This is a genomic window from Candidatus Kinetoplastibacterium galatii TCC219, assembly GCF_000340905.1.
GTDB classification, from domain to species: domain Bacteria; phylum Pseudomonadota; class Gammaproteobacteria; order Burkholderiales; family Burkholderiaceae_B; genus Kinetoplastidibacterium; species Kinetoplastidibacterium galati.
The window spans coordinates 64,154-82,930 of the sequence record NC_020284.1 but is presented as its reverse complement, the minus strand read 5'-3'; the positions used below and the strand labels follow the sequence as shown (position 1 = coordinate 82,930).

General features: G+C 32.1%; 17 protein-coding genes and 1 tRNA gene. 5 read left to right on the top strand and 13 right to left on the bottom strand.

Features of this window, described 5'->3' with window-relative positions; genetic code table 11:
- Nucleotides 1-73: 73 nt before the first annotated feature.
- Both ilvD and queC read right to left on the bottom strand, forming a co-directional pair.
- Nucleotides 74-1,924, bottom strand: a complete 1,851-nt coding sequence (gene ilvD / locus ST1E_RS00405) for a dihydroxy-acid dehydratase (RefSeq protein ID WP_041185948.1) — start codon at nt 1,922-1,924, stop codon at nt 74-76.
- Between the two features lie 91 nt (nt 1,925-2,015).
- Nucleotides 2,016-2,762, bottom strand: a complete 747-nt coding sequence (gene queC, locus ST1E_RS00400) for a 7-cyano-7-deazaguanine synthase QueC (protein ID WP_015389286.1) — start codon at nt 2,760-2,762, stop codon at nt 2,016-2,018.
- Between the two features lie 168 nt (nt 2,763-2,930).
- Here queC and ppc point away from each other — a divergent pair, with 168 nt between their 5' ends.
- A complete protein-coding gene (ppc, locus tag ST1E_RS00395; protein WP_015389285.1) occupies nt 2,931-5,753 on the top strand; it encodes a phosphoenolpyruvate carboxylase in 2,823 nt (940 codons plus the stop codon).
- Between the two features lie 62 nt (nt 5,754-5,815).
- On the top strand, nt 5,816-6,451 hold the full coding sequence (locus ST1E_RS00390; RefSeq protein ID WP_200858649.1) for a carbonic anhydrase: 636 nt from the start codon (nt 5,816-5,818) through the stop codon (nt 6,449-6,451).
- Here ST1E_RS00390 and ST1E_RS00385 read toward each other — a convergent pair.
- Genes ST1E_RS00385 through hemA form a run of 5 tightly spaced genes read right to left on the bottom strand, consistent with a single transcriptional unit; the run spans nt 6,448 to nt 10,629 of the window.
- On the bottom strand, nt 6,448-7,011 hold the full coding sequence (locus ST1E_RS00385; protein ID WP_015389283.1) for a UbiX family flavin prenyltransferase: 564 nt from the start codon (nt 7,009-7,011) through the stop codon (nt 6,448-6,450). The two genes, ST1E_RS00390 and ST1E_RS00385, sit on opposite strands and share 4 nt — an antisense overlap.
- 30 nt (nt 7,012-7,041) lie before the next feature.
- The gene (grxD, locus tag ST1E_RS00380) at nt 7,042-7,353 is read right to left on the bottom strand and encodes a Grx4 family monothiol glutaredoxin (RefSeq protein ID WP_015389282.1); all 312 of its coding nucleotides are present in this window, start codon (nt 7,351-7,353) and stop codon (nt 7,042-7,044) included.
- A gap of 47 nt (nt 7,354-7,400) precedes the next feature.
- Nucleotides 7,401-8,195: a peptide chain release factor N(5)-glutamine methyltransferase gene (prmC, locus tag ST1E_RS00375; protein ID WP_235043590.1), complete on the bottom strand. Its 795-nt coding sequence runs from the start codon at nt 8,193-8,195 to the stop codon at nt 7,401-7,403.
- Nucleotides 8,196-8,228: 33 nt separating this feature from the next.
- Nucleotides 8,229-9,311 (bottom strand): peptide chain release factor 1, encoded by a 1,083-nt coding sequence (gene prfA, locus ST1E_RS00370; RefSeq protein ID WP_015389280.1) that lies wholly within the window; start codon nt 9,309-9,311, stop codon nt 8,229-8,231.
- 58 nt (nt 9,312-9,369) lie between these two features.
- On the bottom strand, nt 9,370-10,629 hold the full coding sequence (gene hemA, locus ST1E_RS00365) for a glutamyl-tRNA reductase (RefSeq protein WP_015389279.1): 1,260 nt from the start codon (nt 10,627-10,629) through the stop codon (nt 9,370-9,372).
- A gap of 141 nt (nt 10,630-10,770) precedes the next feature.
- Between hemA and ST1E_RS00360 the strand changes: the two genes are divergently transcribed.
- From ST1E_RS00360 to ST1E_RS00350, 3 genes are all read left to right on the top strand, one after another.
- Nucleotides 10,771-10,846, top strand: a tRNA-Phe gene (locus tag ST1E_RS00360).
- Nucleotides 10,847-11,006: 160 nt separating this feature from the next.
- Entirely contained in the window at nt 11,007-12,224 is a 1,218-nt protein-coding gene (argJ, locus tag ST1E_RS00355) for a bifunctional glutamate N-acetyltransferase/amino-acid acetyltransferase ArgJ (protein WP_015389278.1), read from the top strand.
- Between the two features lie 45 nt (nt 12,225-12,269).
- On the top strand, nt 12,270-13,139 hold the full coding sequence (locus tag ST1E_RS00350) for an ATP-binding protein (RefSeq protein WP_015389277.1): 870 nt from the start codon (nt 12,270-12,272) through the stop codon (nt 13,137-13,139).
- A gap of 21 nt (nt 13,140-13,160) precedes the next feature.
- On the opposite strand, the gene zapD is transcribed toward ST1E_RS00350, so the two are convergent.
- From zapD to ST1E_RS00320, 6 genes are all read right to left on the bottom strand, one after another.
- Complete coding sequence (gene zapD, locus ST1E_RS00345; RefSeq protein ID WP_051026040.1) at nt 13,161-13,874, bottom strand: cell division protein ZapD; 714 nt, start codon at nt 13,872-13,874, stop codon at nt 13,161-13,163.
- Between the two features lie 78 nt (nt 13,875-13,952).
- Nucleotides 13,953-14,558: a dephospho-CoA kinase gene (gene coaE, locus ST1E_RS00340; RefSeq protein WP_015389275.1), complete on the bottom strand. Its 606-nt coding sequence runs from the start codon at nt 14,556-14,558 to the stop codon at nt 13,953-13,955.
- Nucleotides 14,559-14,798: 240 nt separating this feature from the next.
- On the bottom strand, nt 14,799-16,280 hold the full coding sequence (gene ubiB / locus ST1E_RS00335; protein ID WP_015389274.1) for a 2-polyprenylphenol 6-hydroxylase: 1,482 nt from the start codon (nt 16,278-16,280) through the stop codon (nt 14,799-14,801).
- A gap of 4 nt (nt 16,281-16,284) precedes the next feature.
- Nucleotides 16,285-16,893: a hypothetical protein gene (locus tag ST1E_RS00330; protein WP_015389273.1), complete on the bottom strand. Its 609-nt coding sequence runs from the start codon at nt 16,891-16,893 to the stop codon at nt 16,285-16,287.
- Nucleotides 16,894-16,919: 26 nt separating this feature from the next.
- Nucleotides 16,920-17,786, bottom strand: a complete 867-nt coding sequence (locus ST1E_RS00325; protein ID WP_041185947.1) for a Tim44 domain-containing protein — start codon at nt 17,784-17,786, stop codon at nt 16,920-16,922.
- Nucleotides 17,787-17,806: 20 nt separating this feature from the next.
- Nucleotides 17,807-18,577, bottom strand: a complete 771-nt coding sequence (locus tag ST1E_RS00320; RefSeq protein WP_015389271.1) for a class I SAM-dependent methyltransferase — start codon at nt 18,575-18,577, stop codon at nt 17,807-17,809.
- Between the last annotated feature and the right edge of the window lie 200 nt (nt 18,578-18,777).

The following is an 18,777-nucleotide window of genomic DNA, read 5'->3' as shown; positions in this document are numbered from 1 at the left end:
TGATAAAAAATAAAAGATCAAAATAACTACATGTATCCAGCATAAAATTATACCGGATACATTGCATAAACAATTACTTGTTAAGTTTCGATACGTCACGGACAGCGCCACGATCAGCTGAAGTCGCTAATAATGCATAAGCTTTTAATGCATTAGAAATCTTTCTCTCTCTATTAAGAGGTTTCCAGGCTTTCTCCCCTTTTTTATTCATTAATATGCGTCTTTTATCCAACTCATTATCAGGTATAACAAGACTTATTATTCTATTTGGGATATCTATGAATATATTATCTCCATCCTCTATAAGACCTATAGCTCCACCTTCTGCAGCTTCGGGAGAAGCATGTCCAATAACTAACCCTGAAGAACCTCCTGAGAATCGTCCATCTGTAAATAGAGCACAAGTCTTACCAAGCCCCTTAGATTTTAAATAAGATGTTGGGTATAGCATCTCTTGCATTCCGGGGCCACCCTTAGGTCCTTCATATCTAATAATTACTATATCACCGGGAAGTATCTCATCTTCTAGAATAGCTTTTACCGCAGAATCCTGACTCTCAAACACACGTGCTTTTCCATCAAAAATTAATTGAGATTCATCAACACCAGCTGTCTTAACTATACATCCCTTAGTAGCAATATTTCCATATAAAACAGCCAACCCTCCATCCTTTGAATAAGCATTTTCAAAATTTCGTATACAACCAGAAGATCGATCTAAGTCAAGAGAATCAAAAAATGAGTTCTGACTAAAAGCTTCAGTTGTGCTAATGCCGCCAGGTGCTGATTTGTAAAAATTAGTTATTTTTTCAGAACTATTATCAACAATATCCCATTGTTCAATCGTTTTTCCAAGAGTTCCTCCATATACATTACCTGCAGACATGTCTAACAGATTTGCCCTACCAAGTTCTCCCAGAATACCCATTACACCTCCAGCTCTATGAACATCTTCTATATGATATTTGTCAGTAGCAGGAGCTGCTTTACATAAACAAGGAACTCCTCTTGAAATCTTGTCTATATCTTCCATTGTAAAATCAACCTTGGCCTCTTGTGCTGCAGCTAACAAATGGAGAACAGTATTTGTAGATCCTCCCATAGCAACATCAAGAATCATTGCATTATGGAATGAAGCCTTAGTAGCTATATTTCTTGGCAATACAGACGAATCATCCTTATCATAATAACGATGGCAAAGATCTACTATTAACCTACCAGCTTGCTCAAATAAAGAACGTCTATTGGCATGTGTTGCCAATAAAGTACCATTGCCTGGTAATGCTAATCCTATAGCTTCAGTTAAACAGTTCATTGAATTTGCTGTAAACATCCCGGAGCAAGAACCACAAGTCTGACAAGCACTATGTTCTGTTATATCTACCTGAGCATCACTAACATTAGGATCACCGGCAACAATCATTGCATCAACCAGATCAATCTTAAAAACCTTGTCTTTCGAAACAATTTTACCAGCTTCCATTGGTCCGCCAGAGACAAAAACCACCGGAATATTTAGACGCATTGCTGCCATTAACATTCCAGGAGTAATTTTGTCACAATTTGAAATACATACCATGGCATCAGCACAATGTGCATTTACAACATATTCTACGGAATCTGCAATAAGCTCTCTTGATGGTAATGAATAAAGCATCCCATCATGTCCCATTGCAATACCATCATCAATAGCGATAGTATTAAATTCTTTGGCTACTCCTCCGCTAGACGCAATTTCTCTGGCTACCAACGCACCAAGATTGCGTAAATGCACGTGTCCTGGAACAAACTGAGAAAAAGAATTGACTACAGCTATAATTGGCTTACCGAAATCACCATCCTTCATGCCAGTAGCACGCCATAAAGCACGAGCCCCAGCCATATTCCGGCCATAAGTAGAAGTACGCGAACGATAATGTGGCATTATATTATTTTCACTTTTAAATTTAATTTATATTAACACTGATATATTACACAACAACATATAAACACCAGAAATGACGAAACTATTAATCTTACGATTTTACATTAATCCATGTATCCCATCCAGTTTTACGCAATATACACGCAGGGCAAGTCCCGCAACCATAACCCCAATCATAAAGATTATCTCGGCAACCTATATAACAAGTATGTGTATACTCTCTAATAATTTTAATTAGATCATTACCACCAATGTCCATTGCCATTTGCCATATTTCAGACTTATTCTTCCACATTAGAGGTGTCTCTATGTTTATAGGTCTATCTAGGCCAAGACTCAGGGTAACTTGTTGTGATTTTATGGTATCATCCCGACAATCCGGATAACCCGAAAAATCTACTTCACTCATACCTCCAATTATAGTGCCTATATTCATGTTATAGCATACTATTGCAGCAGTATTTAGAAATAATAAATTCCTCCCTGGAACAAATGTATTTGGAACTCTATCAGAAAATTTAATATCTAGTTTTCTTGTAAGTGCATTTTCGGTAAGTTGACTCATGAATCCAAGATCTATTATATGATCATTACCTAATTTTCCATTACAATAGGTTTTTTTCTGGAAATTAATAATATTCAAGATAGACAATCTACAATCCATTTCTATAGAATGCCTCTGTCCATATTGGAAACCTAAAGTTTCTACTATTTCATAATTATTTAATGCCCAAAACAAACATGTTGTGGAATCTTGTCCCCCAGAGAAAAGAACTAAAGCTTTTTCTCTCCTTTTACCAGAATTATTAGTCATCTTATCTATAAACCTTACATTCATATATACTAGCTAAGCAATCTCGAAACTCTAACAACCTATTAAGCTACGTAACAAACATCTAATATTAATTAAAATTTGCTTGAGAAGCTATAACCAAATACTATAAAATCACCTTATATTTTTAACACTACAAATAAGTGTTTATCCCAATACCATTAAGTACACAAAATGCAAATATCACCGCTACGTCAAGAGATTCGTTTACTAGGAAAGATGTTAGGAGAAATCATCTATAGCTGTGAAGGAAAACGTCTATTTGATACAATAGAATCAATTAGACGCTCTGCTATAAGACTTAGACAAAATAAGAAGGACCATGATAATGAATCATTAGAAGAATATATTAGTAAACTAGAAGGTAATGATCCAAACACAGTAGCAAGAGCTTTTAGCTATTTTATGCATCTGGTTAATATCGCTGAAGACAATGATCAAAATCGTAGACATAAAGAACACATTTCAGAACTTAATTACCCGATACGTGGAAGCTTAAAGGATGTAATAAAGAAATTGAACTCTAATGGAGTTAGTTCATATACTATTAGTGATTTATTAAATGAATCGTGCATAGTTCCAGTATTAACAGCTCACCCAACAGAAATACAAAGAAAAAGCACACTAGATGCCCATAGAAGTATCTCAAGAAAACTTATAGAAAGAAACAATGAAAAAGATGAAGAAAGCTTAAAAGAAATTGACTTAGAATTGCTTGGACATATTGCAATACTATGGCAAACTAGAATACTGAGATATTCTAGCCTTACAGTGAATGACGAAATAGAAAATGCTCTTTCCTATTATCGAAGTACATTCTTAATAACAATTCCTAAATTATACAGAGATCTTTCTAACTTACTAAATAATAGTGATAGTGGAAACTTTACAAGTATACCATTAAAACCTTTTTTAAGGATGGGGAGCTGGATAGGTGGGGATCGTGATGGGAACCCAAATGTAGATGAATTAACCTTAGAACAAGCTATGGTCAGACAATCTTCTGTTATATTCGAACACTATTTAAAGGAAATATTCGCATTAAAAACCGAATTGTCTGTCAGTAATTTATTAGTAGAGGTTGATAAAGAACTATTGTTATTGGCAGAGAAAAGCAAAGATATGTCACCTCATTTAAAAGATGAGCCCTATAGAAAAGCATTAGTAGGGATATATGCTAGATTAGCAGTAACATCAGAAAAATTAACCGGGAAAAATCTTGCTAGAAGAGCTATTCTCACAGCTTCTCCATATAAATCTTCTGAAGAATTATATGATGATTTAAATATAATCTCTAGTTCTCTAGAAAAACATCACGGCAATTTAATAAACTCACTAAGATTAAAAAATTTGCAACAAGCCGTAAAAGTATTCGGTTTTCATTTAACTACTCTAGATTTACGACAAAGCTCGGATGTTCATGAAAGAGTATTAACTGAACTTTTTATACAAGCAAATATAAAGCTAGATGATAAAAATCATAAATATTCTGAATTAAGCGAAGAAGATAAGATAAAAATTCTTAGATTCGAATTAATGCAAGGGAGACAATTAGTATCTCCTTGGTTTGAGTATAGTGCGGAGACTACTAGAGAATTAAAAATTTTCAGAGCTGCTGCAAAAATTAGAGCTAATTACGGAGAAGTTGCTATACAACAATCGATAGTTTCACATACAGAAACACTAAGCGATCTTCTAGAGGTTTTAGTTATCCAAAAAGAAACTGGATTAATAAAGCCAACATACTATTCCCCAAATGAGCATGAAGGATTAATGGTTGTGCCTCTATTCGAGACTATAACAGACTTACAAAATAGCGCTGAAATTATGTCTAAATGGATAGATTTACCTGAGGTTCGTTCTATTATTAGTAATTCACATGGCAATATACAAGAGGTTATGCTTGGATATTCTGATAGTAATAAAGATGGTGGTTTTTTAACTTCTAATTGGGAACTATATCAGGCTGAAAGAAATCTAGTGGAAGTATTTAGATCTAATAATATTAAACTGAGATTATTCCATGGAAGAGGAGGATCGGTTGGTAGAGGTGGAGGACCAAGTTTTGAAGCTATACTTGCTCAACCACCTGGGGCAGTATCAGGACAAATAAGACTTACTGAGCAAGGGGAAGTAGTCCATGGAAAATATAATAACGCAGAAGTGGGCAAATGGCATCTTGAACTATTGGTAGCAGCAACACTTGAATCTAGTTTGTATGTTAGTACAACAAACAAAAAAAACATGGATAATATTTATGTAGAGAAGTACGGTGAAGCCATGTCATTTATGTCTCGTTATGCAGAAAAGACATATCGTAATTTAATCTATGAAAAACCTGGATTTACAGAATATTTCTTTACATCTACCCCAATAAATGAAATAGCTGAATTAAACATAGGATCTAGGCCCTCATCTCGCAAAAATCTACAAAACATTGAGGATTTAAGAGCTATACCTTGGAGTTTCTCTTGGTCTCAATGTAGATTAATGCTAACTAGTTGGTATGGCGTTGGATCTGCAATTGAAAACTTTCTAGACAATGGATCTGGTATAATCTCAAAATCTAAAAATGATAGATTAAGCTTATTAAGAGTTATGGTAAAAGAGTGGCCAACATTTAAAACCTTAATATCTAATATGGAGATGGTTCTCATAAAGTCTGATCTTGGTATAGCTTCTTGCTACTCAAAATTAGTTCCTAATCAAACACTAAGAAATAATGTTTTTAATGCAATAAGTTTGGAATACAATAAAACTATAGAAATGCTAAGGTTACTAACGAATAGGGATCTTCTAGAAGATAATCCCACTTTATTAAACGCTCTAAAAGAACGTTTTACATATATAGATCCTTTAAATTATCTTCAAGTTGAACTACTTCGCAGGCATAGATATGGTTACAATTCACTATCTCAAAACTCTAAAGAAATGACAAAAAGAGATATACATATAACTATTAATGGTATTGCTGCAGGACTCAGGAATTCTGGATAACAAGTTAACAAGTAAGCATATAATACCGTACGTAACAATTTATTTGGATTATTCTTATGAACATATTTCCCAAAAAATTATCAGACGGATATTTTAGTTTCCTGTCCGGGAGATTTTTTAATGAGCAAAAAAAATATAAAAACCTAGCAACATCTGGTCAAAACCCAGAAATAATGGTTATAGGATGTTGTGATTCAAGGGTTTCACCAGAAGTTATATTTGATACGAGCCCTGGTGAAATATTTGTAGTCAGGAACGTTGCTAATTTAGTGCCCCCTTTCGAAAATGAGCATTCAACATCTTACCATGGGACAAGTGCAGCAATAGAATTTGCGGTAAATGGTCTTAATGTAAAACACATAGTTATACTGGGACATGCTTCATGTGGCGGGATTAAATCATTCATAGAAAACCAATATCCTCTTAGTCAAATGGATTTTATAGGAAAATGGATGTCACAAATTACACCAGTTGCTGAACAACTTAATATCAAAGTTGGTAATTACAAGCATGAGGATATCAAAAAACTAGAATTTGGTGTTGTTCAACATAGTATGAATAATTTATTAAGTTTCCCTTCAGTAAGGACTAGAGTTAATGAAGGGAAATTACATATACACGGAGCCTATTTCTTAATATCCACAGGAACTCTATTTATAAAATACGGTAAAAATTTTATTCCTCTAGTTAATAATTAAATACCTTTCCATACTGGTCCAGGAATATCTATATTCAATAGTTTAATTGCATGTATAACAGTATGGTCTACCATTTCTTCTATAGAAACTGGTTTATGGTAAAATGCAGGCATGGGAGGAAATATAATCCCACCCATCTCTGTGACGGAGATCATGTTGCGTAGATGAACCAGATTAAATGGCGATTCTCTTACCATAAGTACAATGCGCCTCCTTTCTTTCAAAGAAACATCTGCTGCTCTAACTATTAAATTATCTGATAAACCATTTGCTATTGCAGAAAGAGTTCTGATTGAACAAGGTACAATCAGCATACCATCCGTACTAAACGAACCACTGGCTAAAACATCACCAATATTTTTAACATTGTGAACAACACTAACCAGAGAGTAAAGTTCGTTAATTTTAAGATCCAACTCATTACGTAATGTCAAAACTCCTGATGATGAGACGATCAAATGGACTTCGATATCATTCAATGAGCTTAATATCTTCAAAAGCCTTAAAGCATATATTGAGCCTGTGGCACCTGTTATACCAACAATAATTTTACGTCTCATAATTATTTTCTATTAATAAAAAGTAGTATTCTATAGTAATTTTTCCAGCTCTCCTTTAGAATACAAGTCTGACACAATATCCGCACCTCCGATAAAATGTCCATTAATATAAAGCTGAGGAATAGTAGGCCAATCAGAATATTCCTTTATACCTTGGCGAATATTATCATCTTCAAGAACATTTATACATAGAATGCTTTTACTATTAAAACCACATTCTTTGAGAATCTTAACAACTTTTCCAGAAAAACCACACATAGGAAAATTTAATGATCCTTTCATAAATAAAACTATTTTATGCTCTTTGATTATTCCATCTATATATTTTTTAATATCTTTCATAATAATAAATATAAAATTATAATTTGTTTATTGAATACTTCTTTTAACTATATATTGCCACCAGTTACTCTAGCAATTCCAGATAAATCTAAAAAACTAGTCACGTTCCTAAATCCAGCTGATTTTAATAAATCTCTAACTTCTGTAGCCTGATTCCAACCATGCTCCAGCCATAAGAAAGCTTCTTTATTAAGATAATTTCTAGAATTATGTATAATATTGGTGATATGACGCAACCCATCTGAACCATCTGTTAGTGCTAATTTTGGTTCAAATCTTAAATCACCCAACTCTAAATGTTTATCTAACAAAGCTATGTATGGCGGATTTGATATTATTAGGTCAAACTTATCTATATTTATATCAAAACAATCAAACCAATTGCTATTAATTAAACTAATGTTAGCTCCTAATTTTCTAGAATTAATTTCTGCCACAGATAATGATTCTGAGTCAACATCACTACCTACTACATCAGCATCAGGTCTCATTAAACAGATAGATATTGCAATAGATCCACAACCAGTACCTAAATCTAATACTCTTGGTTTACTTAATGTCTTTATACTATTAATGGCAACATCTACTAGTATCTCTGTCTCTGGTCTAGGTATTAATACAGAATTGTTAACCAAAAATTTGTTACTCATGAACTCTTTATAGCCAATCAAATATGCTATAGGTTCTCCATCTAGTCTTCTTTTCCTAAGATCACTATATTTATAGAATGAGATATCAGAAATAATATTAAGATCATTAGCAATAATCCAAGTTCTTGATTTTTGCAAAACTTTCTCTAAAAGAATAAGTATCTCAATTTTTGGTAAACACCTGTCTGCCATCAAATTTCTTATGCTGATTTTCATTTCAAAAAACTAATAACTAGATTCTAAAGAAGCTAACTGTTCCGCTTTATATTCAGCTAATAAAGCCTCTATAAGATCGTCCAAGTCCCCATCTAGAACTTGTGATAATTTATACAATGTTAAATTTATACGATGATCAGTAATGCGACTCTGAGGATAATTATAAGTTCTTATACGCTCAGACCTATCTCCTGAACCAATAAGGCTTTTGCGCTCAGAAGCCTCTTTTTCTTGTTGTTCTCTGATTTCTAAATCCTTAAGACGCGCCGAAAGTACCTTCATAGCTTTTTCTTTATTACGATGCTGGGATCTGTCATCCTGACACTCTACTACAAGACCACTAGGCAAATGTGTTATACGCACAGCAGAATCAGTTTTATTTATATGCTGCCCACCGGCTCCACTTGCTCTAAAAGTATCTATACGTATATCACTGGGGTCTATAATAATATCATTAACTTCATCAACTTCTAGCATAACAGCCACTGTACAAGCTGATGTGTGAATCCTACCCTGATTCTCAGTTTCTGGGATTCTTTGCACTCTATGTCCACCTGACTCAAACCTTAATCTGCCATACGCTCCATTACCCTCAATACGAATTATAACTTCTTTATATCCACCCAAGTCAGATGAATTTGCTGATATTATTTCTACGGACCAGCCCATTCTTTCTGCATAGCGTATATACATTCTTAATAAATCAGCCGAAAAAAGTGCACTTTCATCGCCTCCAGTACCGGCCCTAATCTCTACAAAAAACCCTCGATCATCATTAATATCTTTAGGTAATAAAGACAGTAGCAAATCATTTTCTAATTTTTCTATTCGATTCCTAGAAATCTTAATCTCTTCCTCTGCCATTTCTTTTAAATCAGGATCTGAAATCATTTCATTAGCTGCTTCAAGATCTGATTCAGATAGTAAAAATGAATTAAATAACGTGACAATAGGCTCTATCTCTGATCTCTCGCAAGATAATTTTCTAAGGTAATCAATGTCAGATGCTATCTCCTGATCAGAGAGCAACATGTCTATTTCCAACAATCGATTAGAGATTTCCTCTAAACGCATACGCATTGACGATTTCATTATTTTTCTAAACTTATTGCTGTAAAACTAAATAATTTGTTAATAGGAAATAATATTCCTAACCATTAGTACTGCACCTAGAAAAAATATCTAAGATGCATGACAAAATATCCTTGTTGTAATCTACATTGTTATTAACAAATGATATTGGGCCATGTAAGAATTTCTTTGTTATTCTACGTGCCATACGCTCAAGAACTATCTCAGGAGGCTCTCCAGCCTTCAATGCTTTCTTAGCTATACCAACTTCATGAGAACTTATATCATTAGCTCTATTTATTAACTCTAATACTGATTGAATACTGTCACGAGACTTCATCCATTTTATGAAATCGTCTGTTTTCTTTTCAATAATCTCATTTGCATATGGTATAGTTGCACTACGACTAGCGAATCCTTTTTGTATAACATTTTGCAAGTCATCTATAGAGTATAAGGTTATGTTCTCAAAATCTGAAACACCTGTATCTATATCCCTAGGAACTGCTAAATCAATCATCACCACTGGCTTTATTTTTTTACCATTAAAAGCATTAGTAACATCACTTGAATTAATAATTGAGTTCTCACTAGAAGTGCATGAAACAACAACATCAAAATCATACAATCTATCGCTCAAACTTTTAAATGGAAGTAATCCTATAGAGAATTTTTTTGATAAATTCTCAGATCTATCAAAAGTCCTATTTGTCACTACGATATTATTATATTTGTATTTTATAAATGATTTAATACATAACTCAATGATTTCTCCAGCACCTATGAATAATACATTGAGATTTTCTAATTCTGGGAAAACTGTTTTTACTAAATCGATTGATGCAGAAGAGATAGAGATATGGTTTTTGCATAAATCTGTATGAGTACGAACTTCTTTAGATACTGAAAAAGAGAATTGAAATAGTTTATATAAGTATGTTCCCAATGAACCAGCTTCATTAGCAAGAGAAACTGATTTTTTCATTTGGCTTAAAATTTGAGGTTCACCAATTACAATTGAATTTAAACCACAAGAAACAGAGAAAATATGCTTAACAGCTGCATCGCTAACATAATTATAAAAATAAACTGGATCAACTTTCCCATAACCAGAAAACCAGAGTACTAATTCTTGTATGTATTCTTTTTTACAATAACAATACAACTCAGTACGATTACATGTAGACAAAATTACAGCTTCGGAAACAATGTCTCTAAATTTAGACAAGATACTAGACAACAATATACCAATAGTATCATTTGGTATAGACATACGCTCTCTAATCATCAATGGAGCAGATGTGTGATTCAATCCAATAACGCTTATAACAGAAGACATAAGGGCACTTTAGTGTAAAAAAACAACATTAAACCTAACAAAATGATAAATTATATTACATTCTCCAGCATTAATTAATAACTATCAACAATTACCTTATTGTTATATGTATATTTTTTATATATAGTTAACAATTGTGATGGCCCGGTAGCTCAGTCGGTAGAGCAGAGGACTGAAAATCCTTGTGTCGGTGGTTCAATTCCGCCCCGGGCCACCATCGTTACTATCAATAATGTATCAAAAGACTCCATATATCATCTATGTAATACATTAAATATCAAAACATATTAGCGTCATTGCTAATAATAATCTGGAAACTGTAAAAAAAATACTAGTTTTATCATTATCTAACATGTTAACTATTGGAATATCTTAATATGGCGGTCAATCTAACAATACCTAAAAAAGTGTTCGCAGTAGAGGGTATAGAAATAGGGGTAACAGAGGCAGGAATAAAAAAAGCCAATAGAAGAGATTTAACAGTATTTAAGCTAGACGAAGGAACCGCTGTAAGCGGAGTCTTTACAAAAAATCTATTCTGTGCCGCCCCGGTTCAAATTGCAAAAAAACATCTGCTGCTTGGCAAACCTATACGAAGTTTAATAGTAAATACAGGAAATGCCAATGCAGGCACAGGGCAAAATGGTTTAAAAAATGCCCAGGAAGTATGTAAGTCATTAGGAAGTTTACTAAAAATAGAAGATTGCCAAATATTACCATTCTCAACAGGAGTTGTATTAGAACCACTTCCTGTAGAAAAAATAATCGATAACCTAGATAGAGCCATTTTAAATATCGATAAAAATAATTGGATGGAAGCAGCATATGGGATTATGACAACGGATACTACTCCCAAAATTTTTTCAGAGCAATTTAATATTGATCAAGAAATTTTTACTATAACCGGGATTAGTAAAGGTGCTGGAATGATCCATCCTAATATGGCTACTATGCTTGGTTTTATTGGAACAGACCTTGGTATTAAACAATCTCTACTAGATAAGATTATTAAAGATATAGCAGATAAGTCATTCAATAGAATTACAATAGATGGGGATACCTCTACAAATGACTCCTTCATAATCATGGCTACAGGTAAATCTAGTATTCGGCTAGAATCAGAGAACGATATTAATTACACTAAAGTCGTTGAATCTCTATCAAAAGCAGCTTCAGATTTAGCTCAAAAAATAGTGCGGGATGCTGAGGGGGCAACAAAATTTATTACATTGCAGGTAGAAAAAGCCGCAAGTAAGGAAGAAGCATTATCTATAGCATACTCAGTTGCCAAGTCACCATTAGTAAAAACAGCATTCTATGCATCTGATCCAAATATAGGACGAATTTTAGTAGCTATAGGATATTCAAATACAAATATACCAATAAATAGGATAAGAATATGGCTTAACGATTTGTTGATCGTAGAAAATGGAGAGCTCAGTAAAAACTATACAGAAGAATCTGGTAAGAACGTTATGAAACAACTAGAGATAACAATAAAAATATCTCTAGATAATGGTTACTTTTCAGAAAAAGTTTACACTTGTGATCTCTCGCATGATTATGTAACCATAAATGCAGACTACCGCTCATAATAAATTCAATAGATTTACTTTGAAGATAAGACTGGATATTAGAAAATGAAAGAACTTTATCAGTTGGCAAAAAAGGTATTAAAGCAGGTTAGTGCTTGGCTGCCACCAGTACCTCCTGAAACAGACTGGAATGCTTTTGCCTATAAATGGAGAAAACAAGGGTCACAAGGTCATCTACAATCTATAAGAAATATATCAAAGATCGATTTAAATGATTTACAACATATAGAAAGACAAAAAATAATAATTGATAATAATACAAAACAATTCATAGAAGGCAAACCAGCAAATAACGTTCTAATGACAGGTGCCAGGGGAACAGGTAAAAGCTCATTGGTTAGATCTATGTTGGGAAAATATTCTGATCATGGACTTAGATTAATTGAGATAGATAAATCAGATCTCGGTGATCTACCACTTATTGTAGATATAATTAGTGATCGTCCAGAAAAATATATTCTATTCTGTGATGACCTTTCTTTTGAGAATGGTGAAGTTAGTTACAAAGCACTTAAATCTGTTCTAGATGGATCTATCTCCGCAAAAAGCGATAATATTTTAATCTACGCAACCTCAAATAGAAGACATTTAATACCAGAATATTTTCATGAGAATCTTCAATCATCAAAAGACTCAGATGGCGAAATACATCCTGGAGAAACAATAGAAGAGAAAACTTCTCTATCAGAAAGATTCGGGTTATGGGTATCCTTTCATCCATTTAATCAAGACTTTTACCTTGATATAGTAAAGCACTGGATTGATCAAATTAAGAATGATACTAATAAAAACGTTGATTATATTGATTTTCGCAATGAGGCCATAAGATGGGCTATAGAGAGAGGATCTAGATCTGGACGTATAGCTCAACAGTTCGCTCGTTATTGGGTTTCGAAAAATTATAACCATGAATAAAAAAAGATGAGACATAAATAATCATCGGCAGAAGGCGATTTTAAAAGCTATACTATCCCTGACAAGTAAGGATTTAAAATCGCTGTCTTGCATTGAGAATCTTATAGAGATCATATGTTTATTTGCACTTATCTCAGGAAATATTTCCTGCTCTTCATACAAACATAATCTTAATAACTGATATTCTCTACCTCCCAACATTTTTTGATACTCGCCGTTATTTGATGAAACACATTCCACAAAATTACCAGACTCTCTTAGCAAACTTAAAACCATTTTTAAAGATTCAAACAAAGGACTAATATGTGATGTCCAATTATTTAAATCTTTCCTCCTAATGGATTCATCTTTGTTTTGCCAAAAATAATAAGATGGCATATCAGCTTGTGCAGCACATCCAGAAACTAATAATTTCCCTCTAAGACTATTTAACCATTCATTTTCTCTAAGAGCATGTCCTGGCCTGCCAGAAGATATTAAATTAGAGCTAACAGTACTCAGCTCAGAAATAGCTAGCTCTAGCATTCTCTGATTAACATTTTTGTTTCTACGTAAATTTAACAAAAATAAGCGCTGTTTTTCTAAATCTTGCAAAATAGAACCTTTAACATCAGACCTATCAATAGCATCAATAATCTCAAATAGTGTAGAAATTGCAATCTGATGCAATCTATTCTCACTACTTTGAATAGTAAAGAATAGTCTGTCGAAAAGATATTCTAGTCGCAAGTAGATCCTAACTCGCTCATTAAATGGGTATTCAAAAAAATCACTATATTATAAAACCTATTGTATAAAATTAAATAAAATACATTAAAATCTTTCAGATAGCACGCACCAATAATCGTGATTCATCTTAACTTGTCTAAATAAATCATGTTTAGAGATACTATCATCGTTTATGATAATATCATCGGCAAAATTCAAACGCGTATAACGATCAGACTGTACAGATATAATTTTTTTTATAGTGCTTAGGCTCAAGTGACGTTTACTAACCCTTTTTATCTGAGTATCTTCATCACAATCGACAACGCATATACGATTAACCTTATCCAACCATATTGAAGAATCTACTAATAATGGGACAACAAAAACAACGTATAATCCTACAAATTCTTTAAGCATCAAGTCAGAATAATAATTAATCAAAGGATGCATTATCGATTCTAAATTGATACGGGCATTATTGTCAGAAAAAATAAGTTCACGTAACCAAGATCTATCTAATAGACCATTACTATCAATAACTTTTTCACCAAAAATCTCTACTATTCTTGGTATAGCCTCTCCACCAATATCTGTAAGTGATTTTGCAATCTCATCGGTATCTATTACGTAAGCACCTAGTTTTCTAAGAAAATAAGAGACAAGTGTCTTACCTGCGCCTATACCACCAGTTAAACCAATTTTTAACATATTTACTATTCTTAATACTATAAACTAAGCAAGATCATCATAAATTGTTTAAGAAACTATAGCAAGCATGTAATTTATGTCCATATTGATGATTAATAAAACCATTCAAATTAACCAATTAATATTAATATCAAAAAAAGAAAATCTTATATAAGTACTGATAATTTTCATAAAACTAACGATCTAAATATAGAAACACTATTAAACAAATAGAAAGAACATTCGTTATTATGGAAGATATTATAATATAGCAATTATTTTTTTACTCTTTAGCAACTCTTCCATTATCCTTATATCATGATTTTTATATAACAGAGAATCATGTAATAACCGAGGTATTGCTGGCAATATAGAAGGCAATTTCATGGCTTCATTTTTCAGTGAGTCATAAAAAGCATAAAGTCCAACCCTCTGTCGTAACCATTGCTCAAGATATGGTTTAGCAGTTTCCCATAAGTTTAATGATGGATCTAACTGAATTCCTAATGCCTCAACATTTAATAAAGTCTTTTGAAGAAGAACTAATTGCGGCTGTACTTCCATATTAAAAGATCGAGATACCTGAAATAGCTTTAATAATAACTTGCCTATCGATAACTCAGATAGCGGCTTACCAAAATATGGTTCACAAACAGTACGAATAGCACTTTCTAGGTCTTCGACTACAGTATCCTTTGATACCCATCCAGATTCAATATGCAACTTAGCAACACTCTTATAATCTTTATGAAAAAAAGCCACTAGATTTTGAGCAAGATAATTCTTATCAGAATCCGATAAACAACCAACTATACCAAAATCTAAAGCTATATAGCTACCTAAGGTACTCCTATTATAAGATACATATATATTTCCAGGATGCATATCAGCATGAAAAAAACCATCTTCAAAAACCTGTAAAAGAAAAATATGAATTCCTTTAGAAGCTATATCGGATGTATTAAGACCAACACTACGTAAATTATCTATTTGATTTATAGGAATTCCATACATTCTTTCCATTGTCAATACTAAGGAATTAGTTAACTCCCATATAATATTAGGGGCAATTAACATTCCTTTTCTATTATCATCATTATTAAAATTAGATCTAATTTGACTACAATTAGCAGCCTCACATCTTAGATCTATTTCTTTATGTAAATATTTGTCAAATTCATTAACAACCTCTATAAGTTTCAATCTGTTAGATTCTGACCAAAAGAAATTAATAATCTTAGACAAAAACCTGAGTAAGGATAAATCTCTCTCAATTACTTCTAAAATACCAGGTCTTAGAATTTTCACAGCAACTTCACGACCATCAAGCGTGATAGCAAAATGCACCTGTGCAACAGAAGCTGCAGCTGCCGGAATTCTATTAAAATTTAAGAATAAATTATCTATGGATTTACCAAACGAACTTTCTATACAACTAATAGCCTCATTAGAAGGGAATGGCGATACTTTGTCATATAGCATAACAAGCTCAGCCGTAATATCATCTGGCAATAAATCGTTTCTGCCTGACAATGATTGACCAAGCTTTATAAATAAGGGGCCAAGTTTTTCTAGTGCTAGTCTAAATGATTTACCTCGATCGATATTTCTTATAGAAAAAAGAGTAATTATTTTTATAAAAAAATTAGAAAGTCTAGAATTGCCACTACTAATTAATAATCTTGGCAACCCATGTCTTATAGAAACAAAGACAATATAAATTAAACGAAAGATTGAATACATTTTCTTAAGATTCAACTTTTATAATATTATTAATATTTTTGCATAAATTATTTATGCGAATACGTATTTTCTTTACATCCATATAAACAGATTGCAAATTATCCTCAAAATCTTGATATGCAAATTTATCAGCTAAAATATCAAACTCTTTATTGAATGATATATTAAAATTCTTTGATAAATTAGCACCAAAATCACACATGCTCTTATGGACCAATACAGTGCTGTTCACAAAGTCCTCAATAATTTTATAAAATTTATTTTTAATATCTCTCTCTATATTACTTAATAAGATTGACATGTCGTTCATAAACTGTAGATCACCAGATACGTGAACAAATTTAGACAAATAAGAAATATCGAAATTATTAGCAGATTTAAGCATCTTAATAATAGACTCATTACAAGTTACAACCATATTAGGATTTTTATGACTATAATCATTAACTTCAAACATACCTTCATTATTAACAATAAATCTTAATAAATAATTGTTAATATTGATCTCTAATACTTTACCAACATGTTGTCTCAAAATACTTGATAAATCATTATTTCTATTGAATAACTGATTAATTATAAAAACTAATTTATTTATAAATGAATGAGACATATTAAAAAACCCATAAAAATACTCGACTAATCATCAATATTTTTCTGGATTCCCGCTAAAATCCATCCAGAAGAGTTTCCTTTTTGGAAAATCCATATTTCATCAAAACTACTAACATCTGAATTATCATCTTCCTTAACAACTCCGAAAAAACGAATATTTGCCATAATATTACCATCACTATTCTCATTATCGATATTTAGAAATTCAGAATATAAAGATAACACTTGAACTTCTCGATTATAATTTTTGCATTTAAAATCATTTTCTATATTTCTAATCATTTCTTCTGTTAGATAAATATTTAATGAGTTTATATCACCATTTTTCCATAACTCTTGCATATGCAAGAAAAACCCTTTCGCTTGCTCTGAAAACTCTTTTATATTGAAATTACCGCTTAAATTTCTATCATCAGAAATATTTCTTTCTATATCATTATTAAAATAAGTACAATTACTATCATAGATATCTCTTTGTTTTCTACAATAATTAAATCTACTATTTTTCATAAAAAGATAGCTAAAAACAAGATATGTGGAAGACAGGATTAAGAAAAAAACTATTAATATAGAAACAAAATTCACAAAAAAACTACTCATTCCAAAGTATGACAATATGGTAGCCAAACCAAAACCTGCAATCATCGGTCCTATTATTCTAGAAAACAAACTATCTCTATTACTATTATTTAAAGATTTTTTTGATTCATTTTTGTACGAGCTATTATTAGAATTGGAATAATTTTTTTTGCATGGTGTTTTATACTGTTTCCCAATACTATGACCTCCTCCAATACGACGAGCCTCCACATGGCAAGATAGAGACATGGCTGCAAATATAATAAATATTAAAAATAATAAAAAACATCTACTCTTCAATGAGACAAGCATACACACTCCTTAAATTTTCTCTAATTTATTTTTATACCTTCATGCAATGCTACTATACCAGCACTTATATTAGAAAACTTTACTTTACGGAAACCAGAATCAGTCATCATTTGTGCCAACACCTCCTGTTTAGGATGCATTCGTATTGATTCTACTAAATATCTATAACTATCTCCGTCTCCTGTTATCTTGCTCCCTAACCAAGGTAAAAATTTAAAAGAATAATAATCATATAAAGCTTTTAAAGGTTCAATTATATGCGAAAACTCTAATATCAGCAGTTTCCCGCCAGGTTTAAGAACTCTTCTCATCTCCGACATAGCTCGCATCTTATCTGTCATATTACGTAAACCAAAAGAAACGCTGATTCTATCAAAATAAGATGAAGGGAAAGGTAATGCCTCTGCATCACAAGCAACAATAGGTAAAACATAACCACGATTTATTAATCTATTGCAACCTACATTTAACATATTTACATTAATATCGGTAAGCCAAACCTCAACATTTTTTCTATGTGTGTCAATAAACATTCTTGCTAAATCACCAGTGCCACCAGCTATATCAAGGATTTTCATCCCTGATCTTATATTTGATTTACTCACTAAAAATTTTTTCCATATATGATGTAATCCAAGTGACATTATATCGTTCATTAAATCATACCGATCTGCTACAGACTGAAAAACCCTTGACACTAGCATTTTCTTTTCAGATTTCTCAACAAATTTATATCCAAAATGTGTAGAATCTGTATCATTTAAAAAACCTTCATTAACTCCGTGTTCCATATAATTATTTGTTATCAATAAACTAAATTATTCTAATATTCAGAAAACTGATTATTCCTCTAGAAAAGTTAAAATCCCTATATATTAGTTATTCTATACTCTTTTGATAAAACGCCACTATAAAATCTTTATAGGATATAATGATCATGCTAAGCAACTTTGTTTTTCATACAACTTATATTCTTATAAACTTATGAGTA

Excerpts from the sequence above, each read along its gene's own strand:
- ubiB (WP_015389274.1), bottom strand. The coding sequence starts at position 16,280 with ATGTATTCAATCTTTCGTTTAATTTATATTGTCTTTGTTTCTATAAGA.
- hemA (WP_015389279.1), bottom strand. The coding sequence starts at position 10,629 with ATGTCTTCTGTTATAAGCGTTATTGGATTGAATCACACATCTGCTCCA.
- grxD (WP_015389282.1), bottom strand. The coding sequence starts at position 7,353 with ATGAAAGATATTAAAAAATATATAGATGGAATAATCAAAGAGCATAAA.
- ST1E_RS00325 (WP_041185947.1), bottom strand. The coding sequence starts at position 17,786 with ATGCTTGTCTCATTGAAGAGTAGATGTTTTTTATTATTTTTAATATTT.
- argJ (WP_015389278.1), top strand. The coding sequence starts at position 11,007 with ATGGCGGTCAATCTAACAATACCTAAAAAAGTGTTCGCAGTAGAGGGT.
- prmC (WP_235043590.1), bottom strand. The coding sequence starts at position 8,195 with ATGGCAGACAGGTGTTTACCAAAAATTGAGATACTTATTCTTTTAGAG.
- ppc (WP_015389285.1), top strand. The coding sequence starts at position 2,931 with ATGCAAATATCACCGCTACGTCAAGAGATTCGTTTACTAGGAAAGATG.
- ST1E_RS00330 (WP_015389273.1), bottom strand. The coding sequence starts at position 16,893 with ATGTCTCATTCATTTATAAATAAATTAGTTTTTATAATTAATCAGTTA.
- ST1E_RS00350 (WP_015389277.1), top strand. The coding sequence starts at position 12,270 with ATGAAAGAACTTTATCAGTTGGCAAAAAAGGTATTAAAGCAGGTTAGT.
- prfA (WP_015389280.1), bottom strand. The coding sequence starts at position 9,311 with ATGAAATCGTCAATGCGTATGCGTTTAGAGGAAATCTCTAATCGATTG.
- coaE (WP_015389275.1), bottom strand. The coding sequence starts at position 14,558 with ATGTTAAAAATTGGTTTAACTGGTGGTATAGGCGCAGGTAAGACACTT.
- queC (WP_015389286.1), bottom strand. The coding sequence starts at position 2,762 with ATGAATGTAAGGTTTATAGATAAGATGACTAATAATTCTGGTAAAAGG.
- ST1E_RS00320 (WP_015389271.1), bottom strand. The coding sequence starts at position 18,577 with ATGGAACACGGAGTTAATGAAGGTTTTTTAAATGATACAGATTCTACA.
- ilvD (WP_041185948.1), bottom strand. The coding sequence starts at position 1,924 with ATGCCACATTATCGTTCGCGTACTTCTACTTATGGCCGGAATATGGCT.
- ST1E_RS00385 (WP_015389283.1), bottom strand. The coding sequence starts at position 7,011 with ATGAGACGTAAAATTATTGTTGGTATAACAGGTGCCACAGGCTCAATA.